We start from the raw sequence: 26,347 nt of genomic DNA, 5'->3' as shown, positions 1-26,347 counted from the left end.
TTTAACTTTATAGGGGTAATTTTACGGGCGGGTAACTTCAAAGCCTAACCTGATGGCCGGAATTGCACTGCCCGGGTGATCGTCTCCATATGTCAACTGAGGTGCCAAGTATATATCAGGTTTTTGCTGTTTTCCTCGATAAATTCCAGGGTAGAAGTCGATAATGTGGTACCCGGGTTCCCCAGAAGCGACCATATTGACGATGACTGTGCCGGCCGTATTAAAGCCACAGACATAGCCAACATATCCATTATCATAAGCTATCTGGTAAGTATTATCATATTCGGTCCAGCCGACTCCCTTTAACTCAATCTGAAATGGTGTGCCGGCCGGGCCGGATGCTGGTGTAATTTTTACAATGGACGGTGTAATACTTAAATAGGTCTGTCCGTATATTTTTCCATTTACTTTCAAGTCAATCCGATGTGGAATTCCCCCTAAATCATCTGGAACAGGAAATGTTTTTGTCAACGCACCTTGCTCGTCAGTTTCCATTGTGAACAACTCTATTTGCTTTTCGCCAAACCCATTTCCGGATACACGGCTGCCTCTCATTGTATTAAAAATGGCTTCCACTTTTTGATTCTTCGGGAGACCGGTTGCGGTCATGGTAACAGTTTCGCCTACAGTGCCAGAATCTTTATCCAAACTGACTTTTACACCAGACTCATTCTTTAGCTCTGGCATGACGACACCGCCATCTGCAGCTGTTGGTAAGGCTTCAACCACATTTCTTTTATCGATCTCTCCATCTGTCACTTCAAATGTGAAAAAAGGTACAGGCAAATAGGAAGTTGGTGCTTGTTCATGATTAATATAGGCCATTCCTAAATAGCCATGCCAGACAGTCAATGTATGCTTCCCCACTCCGCCTGAAGCACGAATTTTGGCAACCGCTTTGCCGTCTGTCGTAATTGCCGTTAGAAGGCCTGTAAATTTATTATCGTAGGTCAGCTGCCAGTTTCGCTCCATATCCGCATAGCCCATTCCATCAGCCGTAATGGTGATTTCAGTGCCGACAGGGCCTTTTTCAGGTGACATTTTAAAGGTTGGATTGACATGGATGTTGGCTTGCGTCATTAATTTGTCTCCTTGCTTGACAAAAATCGTATGATTACCGCCAAATCCGCTTGGAACAGCAAAGTCCCCTTCAAGCACCCCATTTGCATCACTTTTACCAGCAGTTAATGGAACCACCTTGTCCTTAAACGAAACGCCAGTAAATTCATACAATCCATTAAGATCATATTTGCCCTCTACCGTTTTCCACTCCAATTGTGTTTCTGTATTTGGATCAAGCCCCTTTATGGAAAAATGGACGGGTGTCCCTACCTCGCCTTTGTCCGTGGAAAGGGTGATTTCACCTGGAAAAACAGGTGTTTTTTCTTGTTTGGCCTGTTCACCTTTAGTGTTTTTCGCTTCACTCTTTTTATCTGTTGATGTTGTTGCAGTGCTGATCGTGCTGCAGCCCGCAACAATTATTGTGAGAATGAATACTGCGGCGATATAAATATTTTTATAGACTTTATTCATCTTTTGGCTCCTTTATTAAAAAAATCTTGTTATTTATAGAATGAGGAGCTTTTTACTGCTCCTCATCCCCCCTAACGTCTATTAATCTACAATTGTAAACTTATGATTTTTCGGTACCCAGACAGCAAGGACATGACCGTTTTTCTCATTAGCTTTTGCTTTAAATTTATAGTTGTACTCTCCAGTAGGCAGGTTGATCACATTAGCACCAGGATACGCATCGCTGAAATAGAGAGCACTTACCCAGAACGGTTTGTTTTCATTCGGATCCTCACCATGATAAAAGAAAGGCAACTCTATTACCTTTTGACCATTACTTGTGATTTCAACATAAATAGTGAATTCATCAAGCAATGCTTCTGCATCCGCATGAGAGGCAAACTCTTTAACGCCGGCTGTAAAGACAATATGTTCTCCCTCAACACTCTTGCTAAACTCATGCACATCAGGAACACAGCCAAATCCAAGACCGCCAGCAACACCACCAATTATCCCATCAGTTGGCAGATGGTAAACACCTGGGAAATATTCATTGGCTTCTCCTAATGGAACCCCAACCCCGCCACTTTCCAATGTAATCTGATTCGGGCTAATCTTTGGTTTGCCTTTTGCGTTAGGACTGAATCCCATTAATGGAACCAGTAACACTGCAATCAGCCCTGCCGTTAGCACCGAATAAATCCATTTTTTCATCCACTTACCTCCCTTATAAAGTAACACCCACATAGGAAATTTGGGCTACCATTAAAGAGTATTATAGGGAGCCTATCTTTAAATCTAAAAACTTTCCAATTTTTACAACATCATTTTTACATCCTCGACAAAAGTCCTAAGAAAAAAGATGGAGAACAAACAATCGTTGTGAACGATGTTCAGCTCCATCTTTTTCAAACCTATGGTTTATTATTTTTTTGGCAAAATGTCTTTAATACCTATTTCGTCTCTGAATTCCCCATATCAGCCTCAATCCTGCTCATGAATTCTTCCGCGGCACTGTAGCCTTGCTGTTTCAAATACCAGTTATTGGCTGCCGCCTCGATTAAGCCGGCTACATCACGCCCTGGCTGAAGTTGGATTTCAATCGAAGGAATCTTGACACCCATGTAGTCCTCATACTGAAATTCCTGATCTAAATCATTGTATAAGGCATCTTTTTCCCATTTCGTTAAATGGATATCTAGCGCTATTCGCGTTTCGTCTTGAAACGCTTTGCGGCCGTACAGGCGAACGACATTCAACAATCCAATACTGCGCAGCGCCAAGAACTCCTTGGTTTTTTCATCGTGGGTGCCCAGAATCGTTTGATGGCTTAATTTCTTTAAGACTACGATATCATCTGCTACCAACCGATGTCCCCGGCGAATTAAGGTGTGGGCCGTCTCGCTTTTTCCGACACCTGAATTGCCACGGATTAAGATGCCAATTCCGGACACGTTCATGCAAACCCCGTGCACCGCAATTTCCTCGGCCAATTCTTTCACCAGATGCCCATCTAATTTGGTAATAAACTCGGAAGTCACCTCTGGCTCCTTAGTGACTAACAATGGAATCCCCTGCTCTACGCAATGATGCTTTAAATAGGTAAGTCCTTCTTCGCCGCAGGTGACAATAAAGCATGGCGGATGATAATGAACAATATTTCCAATCCGTATTTTACGTTCTTCTTCACTTAACCTATGTAAATAGGTAACTTCCTTTTTTCCTAGAATTTGTACCTGCTCAGTCGGAAAAAAATCAAAATACCCGACAAATTCCAGGCCTGGACGATGCACCCTCGGCTGGGTAATCACATTCTGAAGTTGACCTTCGCCGGCCAGTACCTTTAATGAAAACCTATGAACCAAGTTTTCAACTGTTACTCTTTTCACAATAACCTCTCCGTCCTAAAAAGCTTATTAATAAAAAGATTATAACATACACAAAAAAACTGCACCCCCAATCGGAGGCGCAGTTTTTAAAAAAAAGAAGAAATTTCCTGCTTACGATACGTTTCGGCCTTTCTTATCGGCTTGTTGTTCTCGCAGACCAAGCGCTCGCTCAGTTGAAGAAGTCACCTTTTGCAAAAGTTCTGGGTTTTCCATCAGTGACACACCATAAGAAGGGATCATTTCCTTAATTTTCGGCTCCCATACTTTTAGCTGCTGCGGGAAGCATTTTTTGATCACCTGAAGCATGACGTTTACGGCAGTGGATGCGCCTGGTGAAGCTCCGAGCAAGGCAGCGACTGAACCATCAGCGGCACTGACTACTTCTGTTCCAAATTCAAGCGTACCTTTTCCGCCAGCCTCAGTATCTTTGATCACTTGTACACGCTGGCCTGCTACGACGATATCCCAATCTTCGCTTTTCGCGTTTGGAATAAATTCGCGTAATTCTTCAATCCGCTGCTCTTTTGATAGCATAAGCTGCTGGATTAAGTATTTTGTTAACGGAATATTTTTAGCGCCTGCCGCCAACATTGTCACGAGATTATTCGGGTTCACAGAAGTTATTAAATCCATATTAGAACCAGTTTTCAAGAATTTTGGCGAGAAGCCGGCAAACGGTCCAAACAGCAATGATTTTTTGCCTTCAATATATCGTGTATCAAGATGCGGCACAGACATCGGCGGCGCGCCAACGGCTGCTTTGCCGTATACTTTTGCGTGATGTTTTTTGACAACCTCAGGATTTTTGCATACAAGGAATAACCCGCTAACTGGGAATCCACCAATATGTTTGCTTTCAGGGATACCGGTTTTTTGCAGTAAATGAAGACTTCCACCGCCAGCCCCGATAAAGACGAACTTAGCGGAATGACGTTCAATGTTACCGGTTGCCATATTCCACACTTGCAATTCCCATGAACCGTCCTCTTTACGTTTCATATCTTCAACTTGATGATTATATTTGATTTCTACATTTTGCTTCTTTAAATGGTCAAACAACATGCGCGTTAACGCACCAAAGTTGACATCCGTACCAGAATCGATTTTTGTAGCGGCAATCGGTACGTTCGAGGTCCGCCCTTCCATAATCAATGGAATCCATTCCTTTAATTTTTTCGAATCCTCGGAGAATTCCATTCCCTGGAACAGAGGATTGTTGGAAAGCGCTTTAAAGCGTTTTTTCAAAAATTCCACATTCTTTTCACCCTGCACCATGCTCATATGCGGCAATGGCATGATAAAGTCATGCGGATTCCGGATTAGATTGCTATTCACTAGATAAGACCAAAACTGTCTGGAAACTTGGAACTGTTCGTTAATTTTGATTGCTTTATTTATGTCGAGCGTTCCGTCCGGTTTTTCAACGGTGTAGTTTAACTCGCAAAGTGCAGCATGCCCAGTTCCTGCATTATTCCATTCGTTGGAGCTCTCTTCCCCTGCTTTATCTAGCTTCTCAAATACAGTAATGTTCCATTCCGGTACTAATTCTTTCAAGAGTGTCCCTAATGTGGCACTCATGATCCCGGCACCAATTAAGATTACGTCTGTTTTCGTTTGAATGTTACTCATTTTTCCCATCCCTTATTATCCTATCATTTACAGAAAGGATGCAGGCGAAGAGCGCATAATCAGCCAAACAAACAAGTGCGCAACTCGTCACATACCTTTTCTGGATCAATTATTGCCTGTCTATAGTTTATCACTATTATTTATAGATTCAAATTATTTAATATTATTTTCATAGTTTTTAAGTTAAATTTTAACTGGAAAAAGTAGAATAACCGCCCACATATGGGAGCGGCGCTATCCTGGTAATCCTTTCATCTTTTTCAAAACCTAACCAAACCTCCTTACAGAAACCAATGGTTCATGGCATGCAGCCGATCATGATTTTCCTCATATAGCTTTTTGACCATTTCCTGTTGAACTGCTTTTTCCAGACTTATTTTCCTTTTTTTAATTGTCACCGATAAAGATAAAATATTGAGAGTCATTCTCGTTCATCTCCTTATAAAAATTACCTTTTCTATAGTTACATTGTACGAAGGAATGACCTTGAGCAAACCGCAGTCTTTTTGAGGATCACCGCATTGTTCTTGAAGAGTCACGCATGATTTTGAGGTACATCGAACAGCCTTCTTTGCTGGCTTTGGGCAAAAAAAAAACGCCGGAGGTAGTCACCCTGGCAGTTTTTTTGTAGATATTTCACTTTAATTCTTCCTCTGGGATCAACCCTAGCTGTTTCGCCTTGGCAATGGTATCAACGCGTGTGCGTACGCCAAATTTTTGGTAAAGCGTGGTTAAATTATATTCCAATGACCGCTGGCTCATGGCCAATGTGGCGGCCATTTCGCGTGTGCTTTTTCCTTTGGACAGTTCTGACAGGATTTGTTCTTCGGTCGTCGATAATGCGATTTTTTGGGTTGGGCTGGAACTGTCGGCAATTATGCCTGGCCTCCTAAGTTCCCTTACAAGCGAAAGCGGTAGTACGACCTGACGCTTTAAGGCACAGCGAATCCCGGTAACCAAATCATCCCTTGAGGAGGTCTTTGAAAGAAAGCCCGCAACCCCTGCTTCCACGAGTAAATTAAAGTGAGGCTTTATGTCAAATCCGGTGTAAATTAAAATAATTAGGTCCGGATTATAGGCCAATGCCTGCTTAGCCAACTCTAGGCCATTTAGGTGTGGCATGTATAAATCAAATAACAAGACATCATAATGATTCAATTTGATGATGTTCATCGCATTCAATGAACTGCTTTCCACAGTAATATTAAAATCAGGCTCTTGTTCCAACAGCATTTTAGTTCCTTCAATAATCGACAAGTGGTCATCAACAATTAATATATTTACCATTACACAAAACTCCTTTCCAAAGTGATCGGAATCTCCAAAGTGGCGATTAATCCGCCTTCGGACACAATGTGGAGATCCATTTTTCCTCCAAGACTTTTCGCTCTTTGTTTGATTGTTGTTAGTTTTATATATTCGGAACTGTCTGCATCCAATCCAGTTCCATCATCACGGTACATCATTTTCAAAAATTCATTTTCATGATAGAAATCAAACCTAATTTGGTCTGCCCGAGAATATTCTTCTGCATGGTGAAGCAAATCCTGAACGATTCGGTAAATTCCGATGGTTTGCTCGTCGCTTAAACCGATTCGTGAAAGGTCTTGTGACGAAAAAATAATACGATAGGTGGACGAAATCTGGATATGTTCAAATAAATTTTCCAGCGACCGTTCGAGTCCCAATTCCCTTAACAATGGCGGCCGTAAATTATTGCACGTTGCCCGTATTTCATGAATGATATCCAGCATCCCTTGTTCAATCTCGGTCAGCCTGTTTTTGGCCGTTTTTTCAAAGTCATGGCGATTTAGCAAAGCTTCCAGTCTTCGGTATAAGTCAATCTGATCCTGCAAAACCGTATCATGGAGGTCGCTCGATAACGTTAACCGTTGCTGTTCCTGGAGGTTAAACATCATCCGCAGCACCCATTGCGGCGTTTCCTTTTGATGGGTGGCGGTCTCCAGCTGCTGTATCAGGTTCTCTATCATATTTAAATTCTCCAACACCATCATCGCATAAAATGCTAATGTTTCCAGCCAGATGGACTCCATTTTTTCACGAATCGCCTCGGCGCGAATGGATAGGATCAGCGGGACTTGCTTGTGGTCGCCAATTTTAATAAATACTTTTTCGCCAACAATCTCTATTTTTCCTGTTGATAGTACCATATTTTCCGGATATGTTTTCAAAACAATAGGGTCGGAGTTTGGTAAAATTGTTCCCACTTCCCTGGTCAGTCTTGCTTCGAGGTCGGGTTGTTTCATCACGTAAGATAGTTCTTGTGAAAAGTTCTTCAGGCTGTTTTGAAGCATTTCATGACGATTCTTGTGGTACGCCAGATCCATTTCCATTAACTTCCGGTCGGTAATATCCCTTGTCGACACAACCTGAAGGTAATTTTCTGTGTCAGGAAGTGGCGTTGTTTTACATTCACAGTACCGGATTTCCCCGTTCTTCTTCACAACCCGATATTCCGAAGAATTGCTTTGTTTTGATTCCAGCAGATTTTCATGCCGTTTCTCCAAAAACTCCCGGTCCTCCGGATGAACCATGAAAAATGTGTCTCTATTTTGAATTTCTTCAGGACGATAACCACTGATTTCATATATATTTGGGGTTACATAGACAATGTGTCGGTTTCGATCTACAATCATGAGTACATCGCTTGTGTGATCTGCAATGTACTGAAAAAATTTCTGACTGCCGTTCATAAAAAACACCACCTGGATTTCTTACTTTCTACTACTAGTTTAACGGAATCGTATTCTCCACAAACCGCAAAATTCTTGCGTGACGGGCGACTTTTTTGTGAAGGTCAGCTTGGCTTTATTCGTATTAGAAAAGGGAGAGGACCTCACGCCCTCCCCCCATATCTTACATCATTCTTTATTCTGTTACTTCAATTACAAACGGGAAGGCTCGGACCTTGCCATTTTGCTGGAACTCTGCCCAAATCTTATAAATTCCTGGCTTATCAAACGTCGTTTCAAAAACGGTGTCCGTTTCATTGGAAGGATGTACGTGAAGGAACTTCTTGCCATATTCATCCAGAATCACCACATGACCCATTGCCCCCAAATATGGAGTCAGGTTTGTTCTATCTAAGTCAAAGGAAAGTTTGACCGTTTCCCCCGCCTTAAAGGAATTAAAGTTCATGGTTACTGTTTCCCCATCGACCGTTTTGGTAAAAGTGGTGTCAGGCACCAATGCATGGCCATGGCCTTCCATTTTCGGAGTCCCAACCACGAACGGAACTGGCTCTACTTCGTATGCATAGGATGTTGGCTTAATGTCGATAAATGCTTTATAGTAGCCAGCAGGAAGCGAATTTCCAATTGTGAATTCGCCTTTCGCCGTTCGTTCCGGGTGGACATGATAGTACTTCTGGAGCTGTTCATCGACCATGATGAGATGAAGGATCTTTTCATGGTTGACTTCTAAATTATCAATTGGATTCCCGGCCTTATCCTTTAAAATGATTTTGATGTTGTTTTCGTCATTATACACAAATGCATTGACTTGGCTACCATCGCCATGTGAAGAATCCCCTCCATGGCCGTGACTACCTTCCTCCCCGTGGCCGCCACTTTCTGTGGCTTCTTCGTTGTGCTCTTTGTCATCCATATCTTCCATGTTATCCATATTTTCTCCCTTACCCTTGCTCTTTGTGTCATTCATTTTTCCCATATCCTGCATACCTGCCTGCGCCGTGTCCTTTTCATCAGCAAACCATTTGTCATATGCCTGAAAACCGACGATCACAATCGTTACATAAAGCATGCCTGCTAGTGCCCATTTTCTCATTTCGATTACTCCTTACTTTTTAAAAATTCACTTTAAAAAAACATCTACTAACCTCTGTAATTTCGCTTCCTCTACCAAATTGTTATAGATAAAAAAACCGCCAAACAGAACCACCAGTGACAATAATGCCGGAAGGAGCCATCGTTTCGGGTTTAGTGCGGCTTTTTCGGTTCCAACATGAACATGTTGAAGGCGAAGTGCATTTAAGACGACCGAGACCGAACTAAAAGCCATGGCAGCTCCCGCGAGCCACGGGGCCAGAAAACCGAATGCGGCAACTGGAATTCCAAGCGTATTGTAGGCAAATGCCCAGAATAAGTTTTGCTTTATGTTTTGCATCGTTTTCTTGCTCATATGGATAGCATCGGCAATACTCGTTAAATCTCCGCGCATCAGGGTAATATCGGCCGCCTCCAACGCCACATCCGTTCCGGTTCCAATTGCCATGCCAATATCGGCAACTACCAACGCCGGTGCATCGTTTATGCCGTCTCCCACCATAGCAACGATTTTTCCTTGGTCCTGAAGCTTCTTGACTTGCTCCGCTTTTCCTTCTGGCAGTACTTCCGCCAATACGTGCTTAATCCCTGCCTGATTGGCAATCGCTAGGGCCGCCTGTTTATTGTCACCTGTTATCATAATGACTTCCAAGCCCATTTCTTTCAGGCATTGGACTGCTTTTTTGGACGAAGCTTTGATTGTATCCGCCACTGCCACTATACCGGCATATTCTCCATCAATCGCAGCTAACATTGCTGTTTTCCCGGTATGCTCCAGACTCTCCATGCTAGCCTCGGCTTTTTCAAAGGACACACCGTGCTGCACCAAAAGCCTGCGAGTTCCAATTAAGACTTTCTTTCCTTCAACGATTGCTTTTACACCATACCCTGGTATGGATTCAAAGTCTGTGCACTCCTTTAAGGAAATTCCTCTTTCCTGTACCCCTTGAACAATCGCATGAGCCAATGGATGTTCAGACTGTTTCTCAGCCGCAGCGACAATTGCTAAAAATTCCTGTTCGCTCACGTTTCCATCAATGACGATGTCGGTTAAAACAGGCTCCCCATTTGTAATTGTTCCAGTTTTATCCAATACAATTGTGGTCAGACGGCTGGTTCTTTCGAGATGTTCTCCGCCTTTAAAGAGGATGCCAAATTCGGCAGCACGGCCCGATCCCGCCATGATTGAAGTGGGGGTCGCCAGCCCCAACGAACACGGACAGGCAATGACGAGAACGGCAATTAATTTTTCCAATGCTCCAGAAAAGTCTCCTGGGGTTACCCAGAAATACCAAAACAAGAATGTTAAGATTGCAATACCCACGACAATCGGGACGAAAATCCCCGAGATTTTGTCCGCCAATCTTTGAATTGGCGCCTTTGAGCCCTGAGCGGCTTCGACAATTTTTATTATCTGAGCCAGCGCCGTATCCGTACCCACTTTGGTGGCCCGTACCTTGATAAAACCATTTTTATTGATCGTGGCGCCGATGACCATGTCGCCAATCGACTTATCCACCGGAACACTTTCGCCGGTTAACATCGATTCATCCAATGCGGTTCTTCCCTCGATAATCTCCCCATCCACAGGCACTTTTTCACCTGGTTTAATTAACAAAATATCGCCAACAACCACTTCTTCAAGCGGAACCTCCAGTTCCTGGCCATTCCGTTCGATAACAGCCATTTTTGATTGCAATCCCATCAGTTTTTTGATTGCTTCCGTGGTTCTGCCCTTGGCACTTGCTTCAAAAATCTTTCCTAAGATAATCAGCGTAATTAATATAGCACTCGTTTCAAAATAAACCTCCAGCATCATCGCGCCCGTTCCATAGGAATCGTACAATACATATAAACTATAGAAAAATGCAGCGGATGTTCCCAGCGCCACTAGGACATCCATATTCGCGCTGCCGCTCCTAATTGCTTTATAAGCACCCTTATAAAACTGCAGCCCGATGAGTAATTGTACAGGTGCAGCCAAGACCAGCTGCACCCATGGATTCATAAAGAAGGCCTGGATTCCAAGGGTGTCAGGCACCTTGGCCATATCAGCCAGCATTACAAGAGCCATCGGGAAGGATAGTAGCATTGCGAACAGAAACTTGCCCTTTTGCTGCTGCAGCTCCAGCTCGCGCGGGTCAGCTTTTTCTTGGCTTGCCGCCTCTTTTTGTTCTGCCCCATATCCAAGTTGTTCGACCTTTTTAAAAAGGTCCTGAACCTCCACCATGGAAGAATGGTACTCCACTGTTGCCGTTTCCATCGCCAGATTCACGACAGCCTTGGCTACCCCATCGATTTTGTTTAGTCCTTTTTCAATTCTTGCCGAGCAGGCGGCACAGGTCATGCCGGTGATCAGGAATTCCGCCTTTTCCGTAATTTGCAGATTTGCGTCTTTTATACTCATGGTTACTTTCCTTTCTTATAATTATTCAGAAAGGCTTCGGAGCCTAATGGCAAACAACATATCCTTTACTTTCAATCCGATCTTTTATCTGATTTAAGGCCACTTGATCCGCGTTAAACGTGACAGTTACATTGGCTTCCTTTAAATTTACTTTTACCTTCTTTACTCCTGTCAGTTTTCCAACACTACTTTTAATAGCCATCACACAATGCATGCAAGACATACCTTTAACAGCTAACGTTACTTGAACCATCTCTCATCTCTCCTTGTATTTTTCAATTTATTTACATTTTTATTGTATAAAAACGGCCTTATTTCCAAACCGCAATGTTTTTGGGAACCCCCGCAGGATTTTGCCTGGGTCCCGCAGGTCATTTTTCGGGCAAAAAAAATAAACCACAAACTGTGGCTTTTTTTCAAAAAGGATTGACCTTTGAACTGATTGGTATTTGTAAGCTAACCTCGAGTCCTTTTCCAGGCTCCGATTGAAATTCAATCGAACCGTTCAGGCTACGAATTCTTTCACGCATTCCAGAAAACCCCATGCTTGAAAAGGACGGCGTTAATTTATCGGAAGCAAATCCCTTGCCGTCATCGGAATAGCGAAGATGAATATGCTCATCCTGTCTTTCAATATGAAAAAGGAGATTGGCAGCCTGCGAGTGTTTGGCGGCGTTGTTTAGGAGCTCTTGGATAACTCGATAAATGCCGAGGGTTTCTTCTTCATTTAATTCCAAATCTGCAGTATTCCCTGTGGTAAAGCCGATTTTGAAGGTAGACGAAACCTGAGTGTAATCAAATAAATTCTCTAGCGCGCTAATCAGGCCTGCTTCTCTTAACAGCGGCGGACGTAACTCATTGCAGGTCATTCGAATTTGATGAATCGTGTCCACCAGCCCCTGAACAATTTCTTTCAGCTGCTGGTCCACTTCGCTGTCAAACCGATATTCCTTTATAATACTTTCTAAATTCCGAAATAACGCCATTTGATCCTGCAGAACGGTATCATGCAAATCACTAGATAATTCCATTCTTTGTTTTTCCGATAAATTAAACATTAGCCGTAAGATCCACTGAGGCTTCTCGCTTTTTTGCAGGGCTGTTTCCAATTGGTCCATGAGGCTTTCAATCACTAATAAACTTTCAAAAACCATTATGGTGTAATAAACCAATGTCTCAAGCCAAATGGTATCCATTGATTCTTTCATGGCAGAGGCTTTAATTGTAAGGATATAGGCCAATTCCTTGCGATCGCCTATTAGAATATAAATCTGACCATTATCCTCTTGCAGCTTGCCTACATTTAAACTTGAAAAATCGGAGGGCAGTTTTGCATAGTACTCCCCTTGGATTAATTGTTTATCCCGATTATAGATGATGATTTGCGGTTGGGCATCAGGAATGATAATATTTAGCTCATTTAGCAGTCTGGTCTTAAGTTCAGACAACTTCATGACCTTAGATAAGTCCTGCGAATAGTTTTTTAAACTATTTTGCAGTTCTTGATACCTGTCCTTTCGGCGCTCTAGCTCTGACTCCATCCTTTTCCTCGCTGTAATATCTCTGATAGCAACCACAATAAGATGATCAGGATGATTTTGAACTGGCATGACCCGCGATTCGAAATATTTTAACTCTCCGTTCTTATGGAACACCCGATACTCATCCACCCTGGGTTCACCTGTGACAATCGCTTCCCTATGCGAGGCCATTAGCCGATCTCTGTCTTCCGGAAAAAGGGGGTCAAAGGCATTTTCCCCAATGAATTCTTCAGGATGGTAGCCCAAAATAGATTCCATGGAAGGCGTCGCAAACCTGACGATTTGTTGTTGATCAACTATTAAAAGGATATCCTGTGTATGCTTCGAAATCGTTTCAAACTCCCAGTTACTCTGGCTTAATTTTTCCAATATCCCACCGCCTATGGATAATATTACCTATAAATTCCATTTTACATTATGAGTGGAAAACTGAATAGAGAAAAGTTTCATTCGTTTTATAAAAAGAAAGGATGCCGCTTAAGGCATCCTTTCCCGCTGGTCAAACTATCGATTTTCTTCCTTTATTCTCCAGTCATATGGATATTCTTCTGTCGCTGCGGTTCTGGCCGCTGCCTTTTCTCCCATTAATTTTGAAACGAGATACAACGACATGTCGATGCCTGCCGATACCCCGGCAGAGGTAAGAAGATCACCCTGATCCACATAACGAACGTTTGATACTACGGTCGTATTTGGATACATGGCTTTCAAATACTCCAAAGCCAAGAAATGGGTCGTAGCTTTTTTTCCATTAAGAAGTCCTGCCTCCGCCAACAGAATGGAACCGGAGCAAACAGAGGCAACTATACCACCAGCGTTATAAAAATCTGAAATCCAGTTAATAAGTTCCTTATTTTCGATGCATTTCTTTATCGCATATAAGGGACCGCCCGGAACAATTAGGATATCAAATTCGTAATCCGGCGATTGAAAACCAAAATCCGGTTGAATTTTGAGGCCATTATGCGAGGAAATCAACTCCCCCGTTTGGGAAATCGTGTTAACGATAAATGGTTTTTCTTCGTTTGATAAACCTGTGGTTAATAACGGCGCTATTTTGTCGTCTTCATAGACCGTAAGTGAAAACACTTCAAACGGTCCTGCATAATCCAGCACATCGACATCTTCAAATAATAAAATTCCTACCTTCCATTGTTGATTCAATTTCATCTCTCCTCTAATTTATTTGAACACTTCTATCTTATCTTTGGAGACTGCACTGCCTCCCGCTAATTTCGCGTCACTCCACGCAAAATTCATGCGGGTCGCCGCAAGCCCCCCTTTCGGATGCTCACCAAATGATTGCGGCGTTTGAACGGTATCTTTGCGGTTTTGACATCCCTTAGCTGGAGTAAACTGAGTCCATAGATCATAAAGCCGGTGAGAAGGAGTTGATAAAACCGCTAAACAACTAGCTATATTTATTCAAATTTTACAATCAAAAAAATAGGAGAGGTGTTGTTATTATGAATAAACCATCTATGAAATCGTTGTTTGCCAATCGTTTTGTTCAATCAATCTTATTATCAGGTCTGTTTTTGCAATTAGGAATATGGGTACGTAATTTTGCGATCTTGATGTTTGTAACCGAGCAAACCCATAAAGATCCATTTGCGATCTCGATGATTTCGGTTGCGGAATTCGCTCCCATCTTTTTGTTTTCCTTCATCGGCGGAACGTTTGCTGACCGCTGGAGGCCGAAACTGACGATGGTTGTCTGTGATCTGTTAAGCGCTCTTTCTGTGTTTGCCGTCCTGCTGGCACTGGTGTTTGGGGGCTGGAAGGCGATTTTCTTCGCCACACTAGTTTCATCCGTCCTATCTCAGTTTTCACAGCCTTCTGCCATGAAGTTATTTAAGCTTCATGTTCCGGAGTCGTTAATGCAAATGGGAATGTCGATGAACCAAACCATTCAATCCCTGTTTACGGTACTGGGGCCGATTATTGGTACGCTGATTTACTTTCAATTCGGGATTTATGTTTCAATCGCCATCATGGGAACCTGCTTCCTTGTATCCGCACTAGTGCTAGCCTTCTTGCCTGCTGATCAAAAGGTAGAAACAGTAGTGAAAACCGAAGTATCTCAAGAAATGAAAATGGGCTTGCGATACGTATTTTCTAATAAGCTTTTTCTCTACATGGGTGGATTTTTCCTGGCTGCCGGGATGGGTCTTGGTCTTATTAATCCGCTAGGCATCTTTTTGGTCACCGATAATCTGGGATTATCAGTGCAAAACCTGCAATGGTTTACCGCTATTAATGGTGTAGGGATGATCCTTGGCGGGGTCGGGGCAATGGTATTGTCCCAAAAGGTCAAACCCCAGACAATGCTCCTGGTAGGGTTTATATCCAGTGCTGTATCTGTTGCCGTATTAGGAAATGTTAAATTAGTTGCGGTTGCCCTAATCGCTCAATTCCTTTCAGGAGTCATGGGCCCGCCGATTCATATTGCCTGTAATACACTGATATTGACAAATGCTGAGGAGTCATTTGTAGGAAGAGTTAACGGGATCTTAAATCCGCTGTTTATCGGCGGAATGGTGCTGAACATGAGCCTCGTAGGGATATTGAAAGAGCAGTTCCCTCTTGGGATGCTTTACGTGATGGCATCCAGTTTGTTCATCATTGGAGCCATTGCGATGCTGCCAATGCAGAGAATGAAGCAGGCAAAGCAGGTGAAAATTGCACAAATGCAGCATCATTAATTTTTTCAGAAAGTAAAAGTGCCAGGGCCAACAGATTTTTTTCTGGAAGGCACCTGGCACTTTTTTTATAATTTTTTCAACAGTTTCATCACCTTTCTATAAAAAACATAGAAATGGCACCTAGACCAACATGAGTCCCAACCGATACTCCCATTTGCATAATATGGATATCTCCCGAAAAGTCAGTATCCATTTGGATTTTGGCTTTAAGATTTTCGGCTACTTTTCGATCTGATGTATAGCCAATTATGATAAAGTTCGTCATTTCCTTATCATTTCTCTTGATAAATTCTTGAGTGTAATGCTTAAGGACTCTTTTCAATCCTCTTTCCTTTCCAACTATAGCCCCTTTTCCATCTTTCATCGTCATAACAGGCTTCAGCAATAGGAGCTTTCCTATTATGGCACTCGCATTCGTGAGCCGGCCACTCTTTATTAAATGGTCTAAATCATCTACGGATAGGAAGTGTTTTACTTTTTTCTTATATTTTTCATTAAATGAAACAATTTCTTCGAACGAAGCGCCCTGTTCCCTCTTAATCGCACTTTTCATGATTAGCCAGCCACTTCCATGGCTCATACATTTCGAATCTACTACATGTATTTTTACAATTGATTCCGGGTTTTCCTCATAGAAATAATCCTTGGCTAGAACAGCTGATTGATACGCACCACTAGTCCCGCTGGACATACAGACACATAGTATTTCTTTATTACCAGCCTCAACGGCCTGATTGATTATACTTAGATATTCGGCTGGGCTTGGCATACCAGTAGTCGGAAACTCAGGCAATGCTTCCATCATTCCATAGAATTCATCTGGTTGGATATCAACCCTATCTCTATAGGTTTTCCCCTCTATGTTTATCGTTAGAGGTGCCAAGCTGATATCGTACATTTGTAGTACTTCATCAGATAAATCACATGTTGAATCCGCTATAATTTTTATCATTATATCCTCCAAGGCGCTATATATCATTTTCTATTAATATTCATGAATCAAACAAAAAAAGGCATGGTTCCATCGTACATGGAATCATGCATTTTTACTATCTAATTTCATTTTCTTTTATGGATGTTTAATGAACATTTCCTGACACTAGTCAGGCAATTAAGAGTCTTTTGACAAAGAGCGGACGGTGACCATAGGCAATTGAAGTTAAACGTTGAAAAACCACCCACAAATGTGAGCGGCCTTCTTTACCTTATCCTTGTGTTCCATTCATATTTTTCTCAAACTCTACGAAATATTGAATAGTGTCCGGATTTGCCAATGAGCCGATGTTGACTGCCTTTTCGACCGGGGTGCCCATCAGGATTTTCTTAATCGGCACCTCAAGCTTCTTTCCATTCAGCGTTTTCGGCAGTTCTTCGACTGGGAAAATTTCATTCGGCACATGGCGCGGTGAGCAGTTCTGGCGGATGACTTGGTTGATTCTTGATTTCACGTCATCCGTAAGTGATGCTTTTTCCCTCATCACTACAAACAGCGGCATATACGATTGTTCGCTGCTAATCGGAATATCCACTACCAAACTATCGATGACCTCCGGCACGCTTTCAAGTGCGCTATAGATCTCGCTTGTGCCCATACGCACCCCGCCACGGTTAATGGTTGCATCGGAACGCCCGTAAATAATGGCGCTCCCTTTTGTAGTAATTTTAATAAAATCGCCATGGCGCCATATGCCGGAATAAACGTCAAAATAGCTGTCGTGATAGCGATCGCCGTTTTCATCATTCCAAAAATAAATCGGCATCGACGGCATCGGTTCGGTAATCACTAATTCGCCAATTTCATCAACCAATTCTTGTCCTTGGTCATCAAATGCTTTTACAGAGGCCCCGAGCGCTCGGGACTGAAGTTCCCCTGAATGAACCGGCAATAGCGGCGAACCGCCGACAAATGCAGTGCAAAGGTCAGTTCCGCCGCTGGTCGACACTAGCCAAAGGTCTTTCTTCACCTCTTCATACACCCAATCAAAGCCGCTGACCGGAAGCGGCGACCCAGTTGAACCGATGCTGTTTAAATGAGACAAATCAAAGTGTTCCTTCGGTTTTACTCCCGCTTTCATGCAGGCGGTAATAAAGCTTGCTGATGTGCCGAAAACGGTCATTTTAGTCTCTTCAGCAAACTTCCATAATGTATCATAATTCGGATACCCGGGGTTTCCGTCATAAAGCAAAATGGTGGCGCCCGTCAATAATGTGCTGACAACAACGTTCCACATCATCCAGCCAGTAGTGGTAAACCAGAATAGCCGGTCCTCAGGCTTCACATTTTTCTGCAAGCCAATCATTTTCAATTGTTCCAGCAAGATGCCACCTTGGCTTTGGACGATCGCTTTCGGCTTTCCGGTTGTGCCGGAAGAATATAGAATCCAGAGCGGATGGTCAAATGGCACTGGCGTAAAGGTTAAGACTTCGCCCTTGTTCTTTTCAATGGCCTCGCCCCATAAGACAGCATCCTTCAATTCTTCCAAATGTGGCTCCTCCTGAAGGTAAGGGATGATGATCGTCTGGGTTAATGTCGGCAATTCCGCTTGAATTTTCTTTACCAACTCGGTGCGGTTAAAGTCCTTCCCTCCATAGCGGTAGCCGTCGACTGCAAACAACACCTTTGGCTCAATTTGCTTGAAGCGGTCAATCACACTCATGATTCCAAATTCCGGCGCGCAGCTCGACCATACGGCACCAATACTGGCGCAAGCTAAAAAGGCCGTAATGGTTTCATGGATGTTGGAAGCATAGGCCACGACACGGTCACCTGGCTGAACGCCTAATGACTTCAAATAAGCGGCGATGGCTGCTGTTTCTTTTTTCAGTTTGAACCAAGTGATTTCACCAAGTGCCCTGTTTTCAGATTGGTAGATTATCGCTGCTTTTTCCGGAACTTCATTGCGAAAAATATGCTCGGCATAGTTTAATGTAGACCCGGGAAACCACTTGGCCCCTGGCATTTTCTTATCTGCCAATACTTGATCATAAGGTGTTTTCGCCTGAACCTCATAAAAATGCCAAATCGCGGACCAGAACCCTTCGATGTCGGTGACTGACCAATTCCATAATTGCTCATATGTTTGGAAACGTAACCCCCGCGTTTCCTCAAGCCATGCCATAAATTTTTTCATATTGGACTCATCTTGAAATTGCTGCGATGGTTCCCACAAAAGCTTCCCTTCGATTCGTTGAATTGTCATTCCCATTCCCCCAATGTTCGTTTTTATGCAGGTCCCCTATTACCATATACGAGTTGGGAATGTTAATTTCCTTCTGAATTTTAAAAATTTTTGCTAAACATTGGCCAGTTGGCCGACTTTCCCAATTGGGAATTTTTCTTCTAACGGTTTATTTTGTTTCATGTAAAGGTCCTTATAATAGCCATTTAACGCAAGTAGGCTTTGATGATTGCCACTTTCGATGATTTCCCCGTTTTTTACGACGAAAATTGTGTCCGCATGTAAGATCGTCGAAAGCCTGTGCGCAATCATGACAATCGTTTTGTCGTGGGCAAGCTGATTAATCGAGTTCTGAACGAGCTTTTCGCTTTCATTATCAAGTGCACTAGTCGCTTCATCGAGGATCATAATCAAAGGATCCTTTAAAAAGACACGAGCGAGTGAAATTCGCTGTTTTTGGCCTCCGGAAAGTTTAACGCCCCGCTCTCCAATTTCGGTATCATACCCCTGGGGCAGCATCGAAATAAACTCATGGGCATAGGCCTTTTTGGCCGCCGCGATTATTTCTTCGTCGGTCGCATCAAGCTTCCCCATTTTAAGATTATCTTTAATCGATGTGCTGTATAAAAAGTTATCTTGGGTGACAATACCCATGTGATCCCTGAGACTGGCTAACGAGTAGTTTTTGATATTGATATGATCGATCGATACTTCACCTCCTGTTGCATCGTACATTCTCAGCAGCAACTGGAGGATTGTACTCTTGCCGCCCCCGCTCTCCCCGACGAATGCATATGATTTCCCTTTTTCAAGCGTTAAGGAAACATGCTGCAGTGTGTTCTTTTTGCCATCATAGGAAAAAGAAACATCCTCGAATTCAATAGAATTTGTAAACTCCTTTAGTTCTACCGGGTTTTCTATTTCTTTAATCGTTGAAGGTGTATGGAAAAAGGAAAAGATTCTGTTTAGGGCGACACTGCCTTCAGTGATAGCCGGATAAGCATTTACGAGTGCAGCAACCGGACTTCTCATTTTATCCACGTAGGCAAAAAAGGCAATTAAACTGCCGACAGTTAAGCTGCCATCGATGACGAATAGGCTGGCGACGATGGCGACAATAAACGGCGTCATGTCACTGAGTACGTTCACGAGGGAAAGCATAACCGCGTTGATTTTGGCTTGGTGGTCTGTCAATCTGTCAAACTTGGTTAAGTGCTGCTCTAGTTCCGCTTTGTCACGCTGTTCTGCAGCGAACAATTTTGAAAGGAAAGCCCCTTGGATTTTTTCAAAAATAAACCCGCTCATCACAGAGCGATATTTCATCATGCTGCCAGTGGATTGCTTAAATTTTTTCGAAAGAATATGGGCCATTACAAATTGAAAACCGACAAGAAGGACAGAAAGGATTGCCAATTTTATATTGAGTGTCATCATTACTGCGATGACAAACAGGAGAACGATCATCTCAATCCAGATATTACCGAACATTGCTGTCAGGAAGCCTTTCACCTTTTCGATATCATCAAAAAATCGCGTGCCGATTTCGCCGCTTTTGTTATCGACAAAATACTTTGCATCTAACGAATGAACTTTTTTAAAAGCGTCCCTTCGGAGTTGCTTGATAATATTGTTATTGGCTTTATGAATGCAGAATTGCCTCATATATTCCATCGGTGTACGGATGAATAGGAAAACGACAATCATGCCAGCGGCGATATACAGTAATTGTTCTAGCATTTGGCCGCGGGTTAATGACTCGTTTTGCAACAGCTGATCGAAAATGTATTTTAATATGAGCGGTACAAACAACGGGATCAGAAAGCGAAACAGACTGCCGACGAAACCAATTATATATAGACTGCGGACTTGCTTAACATACGGTAAAAATAACTTAAAATCTTTCATTTTGGGAAACTCCTTTCACACGAATCTATTTGTTCTCATTTTACGGCGGTTCCGGCTCCTCCCAACCGCATTCTTTTCGAACACAGCCGCAGTGTTTTTGAGTTATCCCGCAAGATTTTGTGGGGGGATCATGTGAAAAAAACCAAAAAAAAGACTTCCAGTTTGGAAGCCTGCGAATTAATTCAAATAGACTAGATTTTGTGCCGTGATTTTTTGAGATAGGAATTCCGCATCATCGCCTACCCCCAGCAGCAAAGCGGATCCTCTTCGATGCTGCCATGGCAGTCCTAGGAAGTATAACCCCTCGATATCTGTCACACCCCGATTTTGTTTTACTTTTCCAGTATGATCTACAAGATTTGGAATCTCAATCCAGGAGTAATCCTGCTTAAAACCTGTAGCCCAAATGATATTTTTGACGGCAATCGTGGAGGAGTCTTCAAACTGAATTTGGTTATTCACTATTGATTTTGTCCTGCCTATTAGAGTAATTCTATTATTCTTTAATTTGTCTTTTAACTCCAAACCAAAGATTGGGTCGGGCTGGCTTTGAATTTTTTTGCCAATCCGGGAATTTCGGTCTGCTTGCAGGAGTCCCACTTTATCAAAGCACCAGAAAATACTTTTTCCAACCACTGTTAAAGGAAGAAACCGAGGCTTTTGTCCCACAGAAAGGAAAGTTTCATAATGCTCCGATAATTCTACGGCGATTTGCGCTCCGGAATTGCCACCGCCGACTACTAGGACAGCCCCCTTGTTAAGCTGGGCAGGGTTTTTATACTCCGAAGAATGCAATTGGAGAATATCGCTTGGTAGATCTTTGGCAAAGGGTGGGATTATTGGAGTGTGAAAGGGGCCTGTTGCTACAACGACCTTCTCTGCCGTTAACCGTGATTCATTTGTTTCGATCGTGAATAGATTGTTTTCTTGTTTAATTTTTTGAACGTTACAATTATGCAGGATTGGCAAATCAAAATTCTGTGCATAATGCTCAAGATAATCAGCAATTTCATCCTTTGCTGGAAGACCATCCGGGTCCCCGGATAATGCAAGACCAGGTAATGCGCTGTATGAGCGGGGGGTAAACAACACTAGGGAGTCGTACCTTTTCCGCCAAACATCACCAGTTCTTTCTAGGTTATCAAGAATGACAAACTTTAAGGAAGTTTGTTTTAGGAAGTAGCCCATTGCCAAACCTGCCTGGCCACCGCCAATTACTACCACATCATATACCACATTATTTCACTCCTTTATGCATCTAGGTTATCATCAATAGGTAGTTTCTCCCATAGAAAAAGATTCTCTACCTTTTTAGTTTAATGAGTAGTTTAGATTTACGTGACCGCTTATTGGTTTCCGGACCTGTTTCGGGCACGTAGAATGCTTCTACATTACCGATTTTTGTTTTCCAAACCATTTTTAGGCACGTAGAACGCTCCTACGTTACCGATTTTTGTTTTCCAAGCCATTTTTGGCCACGTAGAACGTTTCTACGTTACCGATTTTTAGCTTCCAAAACACTTTTCGGGCACGTAGACTGCCTCTACGTTACCTATTTTCGGCTTCCATACCATTTTTGGGCACGTAGACTGCCTCTACGTTACCTATTTTTGGCTTCCAAACACTTTTCGGGCACGTAAGACCCCCTCAATGTTACCACCGACTACTTCCTTTACCGGATTAGGAGACTTTCACGACATATGACACCGTAAATACTTCGCCATCCCTCTGAAACTGGGCCCAAATCTTATAAACCCCACTTTTCGGAAAATTTGTTTCGAACAATGCCTCTGGTCCGCTTCCTTGACCGTCAACAGCATGCACGTGCAAGTAACGCTCACCGTCTTCTGACATTACCACTACATGCCCGATCGACCCGAGGTAAGGCTCCAAATCGGTAATTGGCTGCCCTGAAATAGCATCCAAAAGGGTAAATTTAAGGGTCAGCTCTTTGCTCGCCCCAAGTGCCTCCGTTTTTAAAGTTACCTTTTTTCCATCCATCGTTTTTTCCAAAGTTTCATCGACCACTAAAGGAACCGTTTCCGATTGTTTCCCTTTTACCTTTACCCATTCCATTTTCGTCATTGCCCCGCCATCCGCTGGTTTGAAATCGGCAATTAGTTTGTACTCGCCTCCAGAAGGAAAGTCGTTAGTAATCTCAAACAACCCCGCTCCTTTATACTCGGGATGAATATGATTGAAATACGACAGATCCTTGCTGACAATAATCAAATGAAGCAGCTTTTCATGGTTAATGTCGAATTTTTCTATTGGCTTTCCATCGTCTTGAACAATTTTCAGTTTGATTGTAGAACCATCAACCTTCCAAAGAACCACCACATCATCAGCCAGGAGGCGTGTGCTCGCCTCCGTGACCTCCTCGTTTTCCCAAGATTCATCCGTTCCACCGCTGCATGCGGACAACAATAGAACGAATGGCAATATGAATAGGAACATCCATTTACTCATACCGTAACGCCTCACTTAACTGAGTTTTAGCCGCTCTTGATGCGGGTGCGAAGCTGGATATCAAACTGACCAGAATCCCAAACAAGAAAATGACAAGGATAATCCACCAGGTTACACCGAATTCAAAGGTGAGCGAGTTAATTTCTACAAAGGTTGAAGACAGAAAGATTAGCAGCACCCCAAACAAGGAACCAATGACCGTAGCTGCCAGCCCGATTCCAAACCCTTCCAATAAAATCATCCCGATGATTTGCCCGCTTGTCACGCCAACAGCACGCATCATCCCAATTTCACGGATCCGCTCCAAAATGCTGATCAGCAGCGTGTTGGTGATGCCAATACCGGAAACAATGATGGCCAATACGACTAGGGCATTGATAATCGAAAACGATCCTGTATACGAAGCACTTATCACGGACACCCAATCTTCAGGACCGAACATGTCTTCAATTCTTTCACCGAAAAGGGCGAAAATATTTTCCCTCAATTGCAGCGGGCTGGTTGTTTCATCTTTAAGCACAAGCGCGTTTCGTTCATAATTGATTCCAAAGCTATCCTTAAAGCTGTCTGTTTTCATAAAAGCGCCGTAACCGCTGTTTTTCATCGTATCGACAACGGCTGCCACTTTAAATGCTTGCGGGCCCTTTTGGGTATCCAGGGTAACCGATTCTCCGATTTTCCCTCCCCAAATCTTATAGGAAATTCTGTCCATTACAATTTCATTTGCTGCCAGGTCACCGATTACATCCCCAGGTGTTTTATCTGTTGTGGTAAACAGCGGGAAGCGGTCAATCCACTCTTCGCCAACACCATAGACAGGCAGTTTCCGCTTTTTATCCCCATCGGACCAAATGATTGCCTGCATGGAGTAGGTAGTCGCATCAGCCACCCCTTCCACCTTTTTCAAATTTTCCAAATCGTCTTTTTCAATATGGTGAAGCATGATATCTAAGTTTCCGCCGTAGGAGGAATAAATTACTTTTTCATATGTCTGCAGCAGTGCCGAATTCAACGAACTCATCAATACGATCATCGCAATCCCCAGACAAAGAATCACCGAAGTCATCGAAGTCCGGCCCAGGTTCCGATTGAGATTGCGGCTGGCCAGTTCACCAGGCATTCCAAACACCAGACGGTAGATTCCTTTTAAAAAGAAATCGAACGCTTTGAATAGATATGGAAACAGTAATGCGATGCCGGCCATTAATGGAACAATCAGCAGCAAATGTTTGATAAAGAATCCGGACAAAATAAGCAAAATTCCAAGACCAGCCAGCCACTTATTCGGTTTAAACGCCGCTGCCCGGTTCTCTTTTAACACTTCGATAACACTAATTTTTCCAGCTTGACGAATCGGATAATAAGACGCTGCCAAAGGTACAAGGATACCGGCAAGGACGGAGATCATCAAACCTTTACCCAACACCATGCTACCTTCACTGTGAACACTGCTGATCAGGAAGATGAGTGCTTTCAAGCCGATCCCTAAGCCATAACCCAATACCAAGCCGGCAACGGTCCCGATGACTGATAGCAGCAGCACTTCAAAAAATACCATGGTTTGAATCTGTGATGGTGTATAGCCAATCGTTTTCAATACCGCAAACTCGTTCTTTCGTTCTTTAATGCTCACATATAGAGAATTGAAGATAATAAATGCACTAAGCACGATACCGAGAAATCCGGCGAGATATAAAGCAAGGAAGAAGGAATCCAACATTTTAAATTGAGCTTCAAAATCAAGGACCACCGGTGTCATATAAATTCCGTCGTATTGTTTTACGTATGCTTCTAACTGTTTTTCCACTGATTTTAAGCTAGATTCACTGGCTGCCCTAATTTGCACATTATCGATTTTTCCGGATAGGTCATACCAATCCTGGACCACTGTTAATGGAACCGCCACTGACCATGGGTGATACTTTGCCATCATCCAGCTGGATGGCCCCATCAGTTCAACTGTATAGTTGACAATTGCGGTTATTTTAATCGTTTTAACGCCCTTATCCGTATCAAATGAAATCGTGTCACCGACCTCTTTTTTCCATACTTTTGCGGTTTTATCCGTAATAATTGCACCGTCGGATTTCAAATTACCCTCAATCACTTTAAAATCGGTAATCCGCGTATCCAAATCGCTGTACCCGGACAGATGAACCCGTTTTTGAATCGCTGAGACTCCGCTTTGTTCCAGGTGGAGCTTGGAGTTTTCTTTCAATACCGCTACTGCAGCGGCTTGATCCAGTTCCTTAAGATCCTTAAATATATCCTCTGAAAAATAGGCATCGCTTCCGTTCAGGTTAAAATCTGCCTTTCCGAAGGTCTGCTTTAAATAGGTTGGAAATGTTTTTTCGGCTGAGTCTACGGCGGCGATGACTCCGAAGATCGAGGCCACCCCGATGACAATAGCCATCATCGTCAAGAATGAGCGCATCTTTCTGCGCATTAAGTTACGCCATGCTACCAACCATTGATTCATGGTTCATCACTCCTTTTTTTCGGTCTGCAGTAATTTCGCCATCGCGAATCACAATAATCCGTTCTGCTGAAGCAGCAGCTTGCTGGTCATGGGTAACCATGATAATCGTTATTTGCTCTTCTTTGTTTAATCTGGAGAGGAGCTGTAAAATATCCTCTCCATTCTTCTGGTCCAGGTTGCCGGTTGGCTCATCGGCCAAAATCAGTTTCGGCTTCATTGCCAGTGCTCTGGCGATGGCCACCCGTTGCTGCTGTCCACCGCTTAGTTGCGATGGGAATTGTGTTTCTTTCCCTTCCAGATTGACTTCTTTCAGGAGTTGTTTTACCCGTGTATCGATTTCGGACTTGGATGCTTTATTGGCCGCCATGGATAGCGCAATATTTTCGCCAACGGTCATCATCGGCAGCAGCTGATAGTTTTGAAAAACAAACCCCACACGCGCCCGCCTGAACAGTGTCATGTCTTTTTCACCCAGATTGTTTAGTTGCACTCCGTCCACGGTTATGCTTCCAGAGGTAGGCTGATCAAGGCCGCCGATCAACTGGAGCAGCGTACTTTTTCCTGAGCCGCTTGGCCCCATGACCGCGACGAATTCTCCTTTTTCGATCTGGACATTATTTTTCTTTAATGCATAAAATTCACCTGATTCTAATGAATACACCTTTGAAATATCTTGAATGGTAATCATCTTTGTAACCTCCGTTTTTTTAGTTTGATAGTCTCATTCTACTTAGAATCTACCCCAGGCAAACCGCACTGTTTCAGAGGGCCGCCGCAAGGTTTTGGGGCAGTACCCGCAAAAACTTGCAGGGGGCTTGCAAAAAAT

General features: G+C 43.1%; 20 protein-coding genes. 1 reads left to right on the top strand and 19 read right to left on the bottom strand.

What is annotated here, in order from left to right; genetic code table 11:
• Positions 1-21 precede the first annotated feature (21 nt).
• From AR334_RS09640 to AR334_RS09590, 12 genes are all read right to left on the bottom strand, one after another.
• Complete coding sequence (locus AR334_RS09640; RefSeq protein ID WP_066308821.1) at positions 22-1,533, bottom strand: hypothetical protein; 1,512 nt, start codon at positions 1,531-1,533, stop codon at positions 22-24.
• Positions 1,534-1,614: 81 nt separating this feature from the next.
• Positions 1,615-2,226: a hypothetical protein gene (locus AR334_RS09635; protein ID WP_066308820.1), complete on the bottom strand. Its 612-nt coding sequence runs from the start codon at positions 2,224-2,226 to the stop codon at positions 1,615-1,617.
• Positions 2,227-2,465: 239 nt separating this feature from the next.
• The gene (gene hprK / locus AR334_RS09630; RefSeq protein WP_066308817.1) at positions 2,466-3,401 is read right to left on the bottom strand and encodes an HPr(Ser) kinase/phosphatase; all 936 of its coding nucleotides are present in this window, start codon (positions 3,399-3,401) and stop codon (positions 2,466-2,468) included.
• Positions 3,402-3,512: 111 nt separating this feature from the next.
• Complete coding sequence (locus AR334_RS09625; protein ID WP_066309388.1) at positions 3,513-5,030, bottom strand: malate:quinone oxidoreductase; 1,518 nt, start codon at positions 5,028-5,030, stop codon at positions 3,513-3,515.
• Positions 5,031-5,311: 281 nt separating this feature from the next.
• Entirely contained in the window at positions 5,312-5,455 is a 144-nt protein-coding gene (locus tag AR334_RS28820; RefSeq protein WP_082692871.1) for a YrzI family small protein, read from the bottom strand.
• 211 nt (positions 5,456-5,666) lie between these two features.
• On the bottom strand, positions 5,667-6,317 hold the full coding sequence (locus AR334_RS09620) for a response regulator transcription factor (RefSeq protein WP_066308815.1): 651 nt from the start codon (positions 6,315-6,317) through the stop codon (positions 5,667-5,669).
• Positions 6,317-7,744: a PAS domain S-box protein gene (locus AR334_RS09615; protein WP_066308811.1), complete on the bottom strand. Its 1,428-nt coding sequence runs from the start codon at positions 7,742-7,744 to the stop codon at positions 6,317-6,319. Before AR334_RS09615 ends, AR334_RS09620 begins: the two co-directional genes overlap by 1 nt.
• Before the next feature lie 175 nt (positions 7,745-7,919).
• The gene (locus AR334_RS09610; protein ID WP_066308809.1) at positions 7,920-8,837 is read right to left on the bottom strand and encodes a hypothetical protein; all 918 of its coding nucleotides are present in this window, start codon (positions 8,835-8,837) and stop codon (positions 7,920-7,922) included.
• A gap of 27 nt (positions 8,838-8,864) precedes the next feature.
• Positions 8,865-11,243 (bottom strand): cation-translocating P-type ATPase, encoded by a 2,379-nt coding sequence (locus AR334_RS09605; RefSeq protein ID WP_082692870.1) that lies wholly within the window; start codon positions 11,241-11,243, stop codon positions 8,865-8,867.
• Positions 11,244-11,286: 43 nt separating this feature from the next.
• Positions 11,287-11,496 carry a copper ion binding protein gene (locus tag AR334_RS09600; RefSeq protein ID WP_066308806.1) on the bottom strand — a complete coding sequence of 70 codons (210 nt, stop codon included), beginning with the start codon at positions 11,494-11,496 and terminating at the stop codon, positions 11,287-11,289.
• 163 nt (positions 11,497-11,659) lie between these two features.
• Positions 11,660-13,153 carry a PAS domain S-box protein gene (locus AR334_RS09595; protein ID WP_066308803.1) on the bottom strand — a complete coding sequence of 498 codons (1,494 nt, stop codon included), beginning with the start codon at positions 13,151-13,153 and terminating at the stop codon, positions 11,660-11,662.
• Between the two features lie 135 nt (positions 13,154-13,288).
• Entirely contained in the window at positions 13,289-13,948 is a 660-nt protein-coding gene (locus AR334_RS09590) for a DJ-1/PfpI family protein (protein WP_066308801.1), read from the bottom strand.
• 302 nt (positions 13,949-14,250) lie between these two features.
• On the opposite strand from AR334_RS09590, the gene AR334_RS09585 reads away from it, so the two are divergent.
• Complete coding sequence (locus AR334_RS09585) at positions 14,251-15,489, top strand: MFS transporter (protein ID WP_066308797.1); 1,239 nt, start codon at positions 14,251-14,253, stop codon at positions 15,487-15,489.
• An 88-nt stretch (positions 15,490-15,577) separates the two neighbouring features.
• Here AR334_RS09585 and AR334_RS09580 read toward each other — a convergent pair whose 3' ends face one another.
• The 7 genes from AR334_RS09580 to AR334_RS09550 all read right to left on the bottom strand — a co-directional run bounded on the left by AR334_RS09580 (position 15,578) and on the right by AR334_RS09550 (position 26,209).
• Positions 15,578-16,441 carry a DegV family protein gene (locus tag AR334_RS09580; protein WP_066308794.1) on the bottom strand — a complete coding sequence of 288 codons (864 nt, stop codon included), beginning with the start codon at positions 16,439-16,441 and terminating at the stop codon, positions 15,578-15,580.
• A 253-nt stretch (positions 16,442-16,694) separates the two neighbouring features.
• On the bottom strand, positions 16,695-18,689 hold the full coding sequence (locus AR334_RS09575) for an acetoacetate--CoA ligase (RefSeq protein ID WP_066308793.1): 1,995 nt from the start codon (positions 18,687-18,689) through the stop codon (positions 16,695-16,697).
• A gap of 93 nt (positions 18,690-18,782) precedes the next feature.
• Positions 18,783-20,573 (bottom strand): ABC transporter ATP-binding protein, encoded by a 1,791-nt coding sequence (locus AR334_RS09570; protein ID WP_066308790.1) that lies wholly within the window; start codon positions 20,571-20,573, stop codon positions 18,783-18,785.
• A 177-nt stretch (positions 20,574-20,750) separates the two neighbouring features.
• Entirely contained in the window at positions 20,751-21,809 is a 1,059-nt protein-coding gene (locus AR334_RS09565) for an NAD(P)/FAD-dependent oxidoreductase (RefSeq protein ID WP_082692868.1), read from the bottom strand.
• A gap of 444 nt (positions 21,810-22,253) precedes the next feature.
• Positions 22,254-23,042 (bottom strand): hypothetical protein, encoded by a 789-nt coding sequence (locus AR334_RS09560; RefSeq protein ID WP_066308784.1) that lies wholly within the window; start codon positions 23,040-23,042, stop codon positions 22,254-22,256.
• A complete protein-coding gene (locus AR334_RS09555; protein ID WP_066308782.1) occupies positions 23,035-25,521 on the bottom strand; it encodes an FtsX-like permease family protein in 2,487 nt (828 codons plus the stop codon). The genes AR334_RS09560 and AR334_RS09555 overlap by 8 nt, the downstream gene beginning before the upstream one ends.
• Positions 25,493-26,209, bottom strand: a complete 717-nt coding sequence (locus AR334_RS09550; RefSeq protein WP_066308777.1) for an ABC transporter ATP-binding protein — start codon at positions 26,207-26,209, stop codon at positions 25,493-25,495. Before AR334_RS09550 ends, AR334_RS09555 begins: the two co-directional genes overlap by 29 nt.
• Positions 26,210-26,347 lie beyond the last annotated feature (138 nt).

The sequence above is a fragment of the Bacillus sp. FJAT-29814 genome (genome assembly GCF_001510715.1).
GTDB lineage: Bacteria > Bacillota > Bacilli > Bacillales > Cytobacillaceae > Neobacillus.
This window is presented reverse-complemented; position numbering and strand designations above follow the sequence as displayed.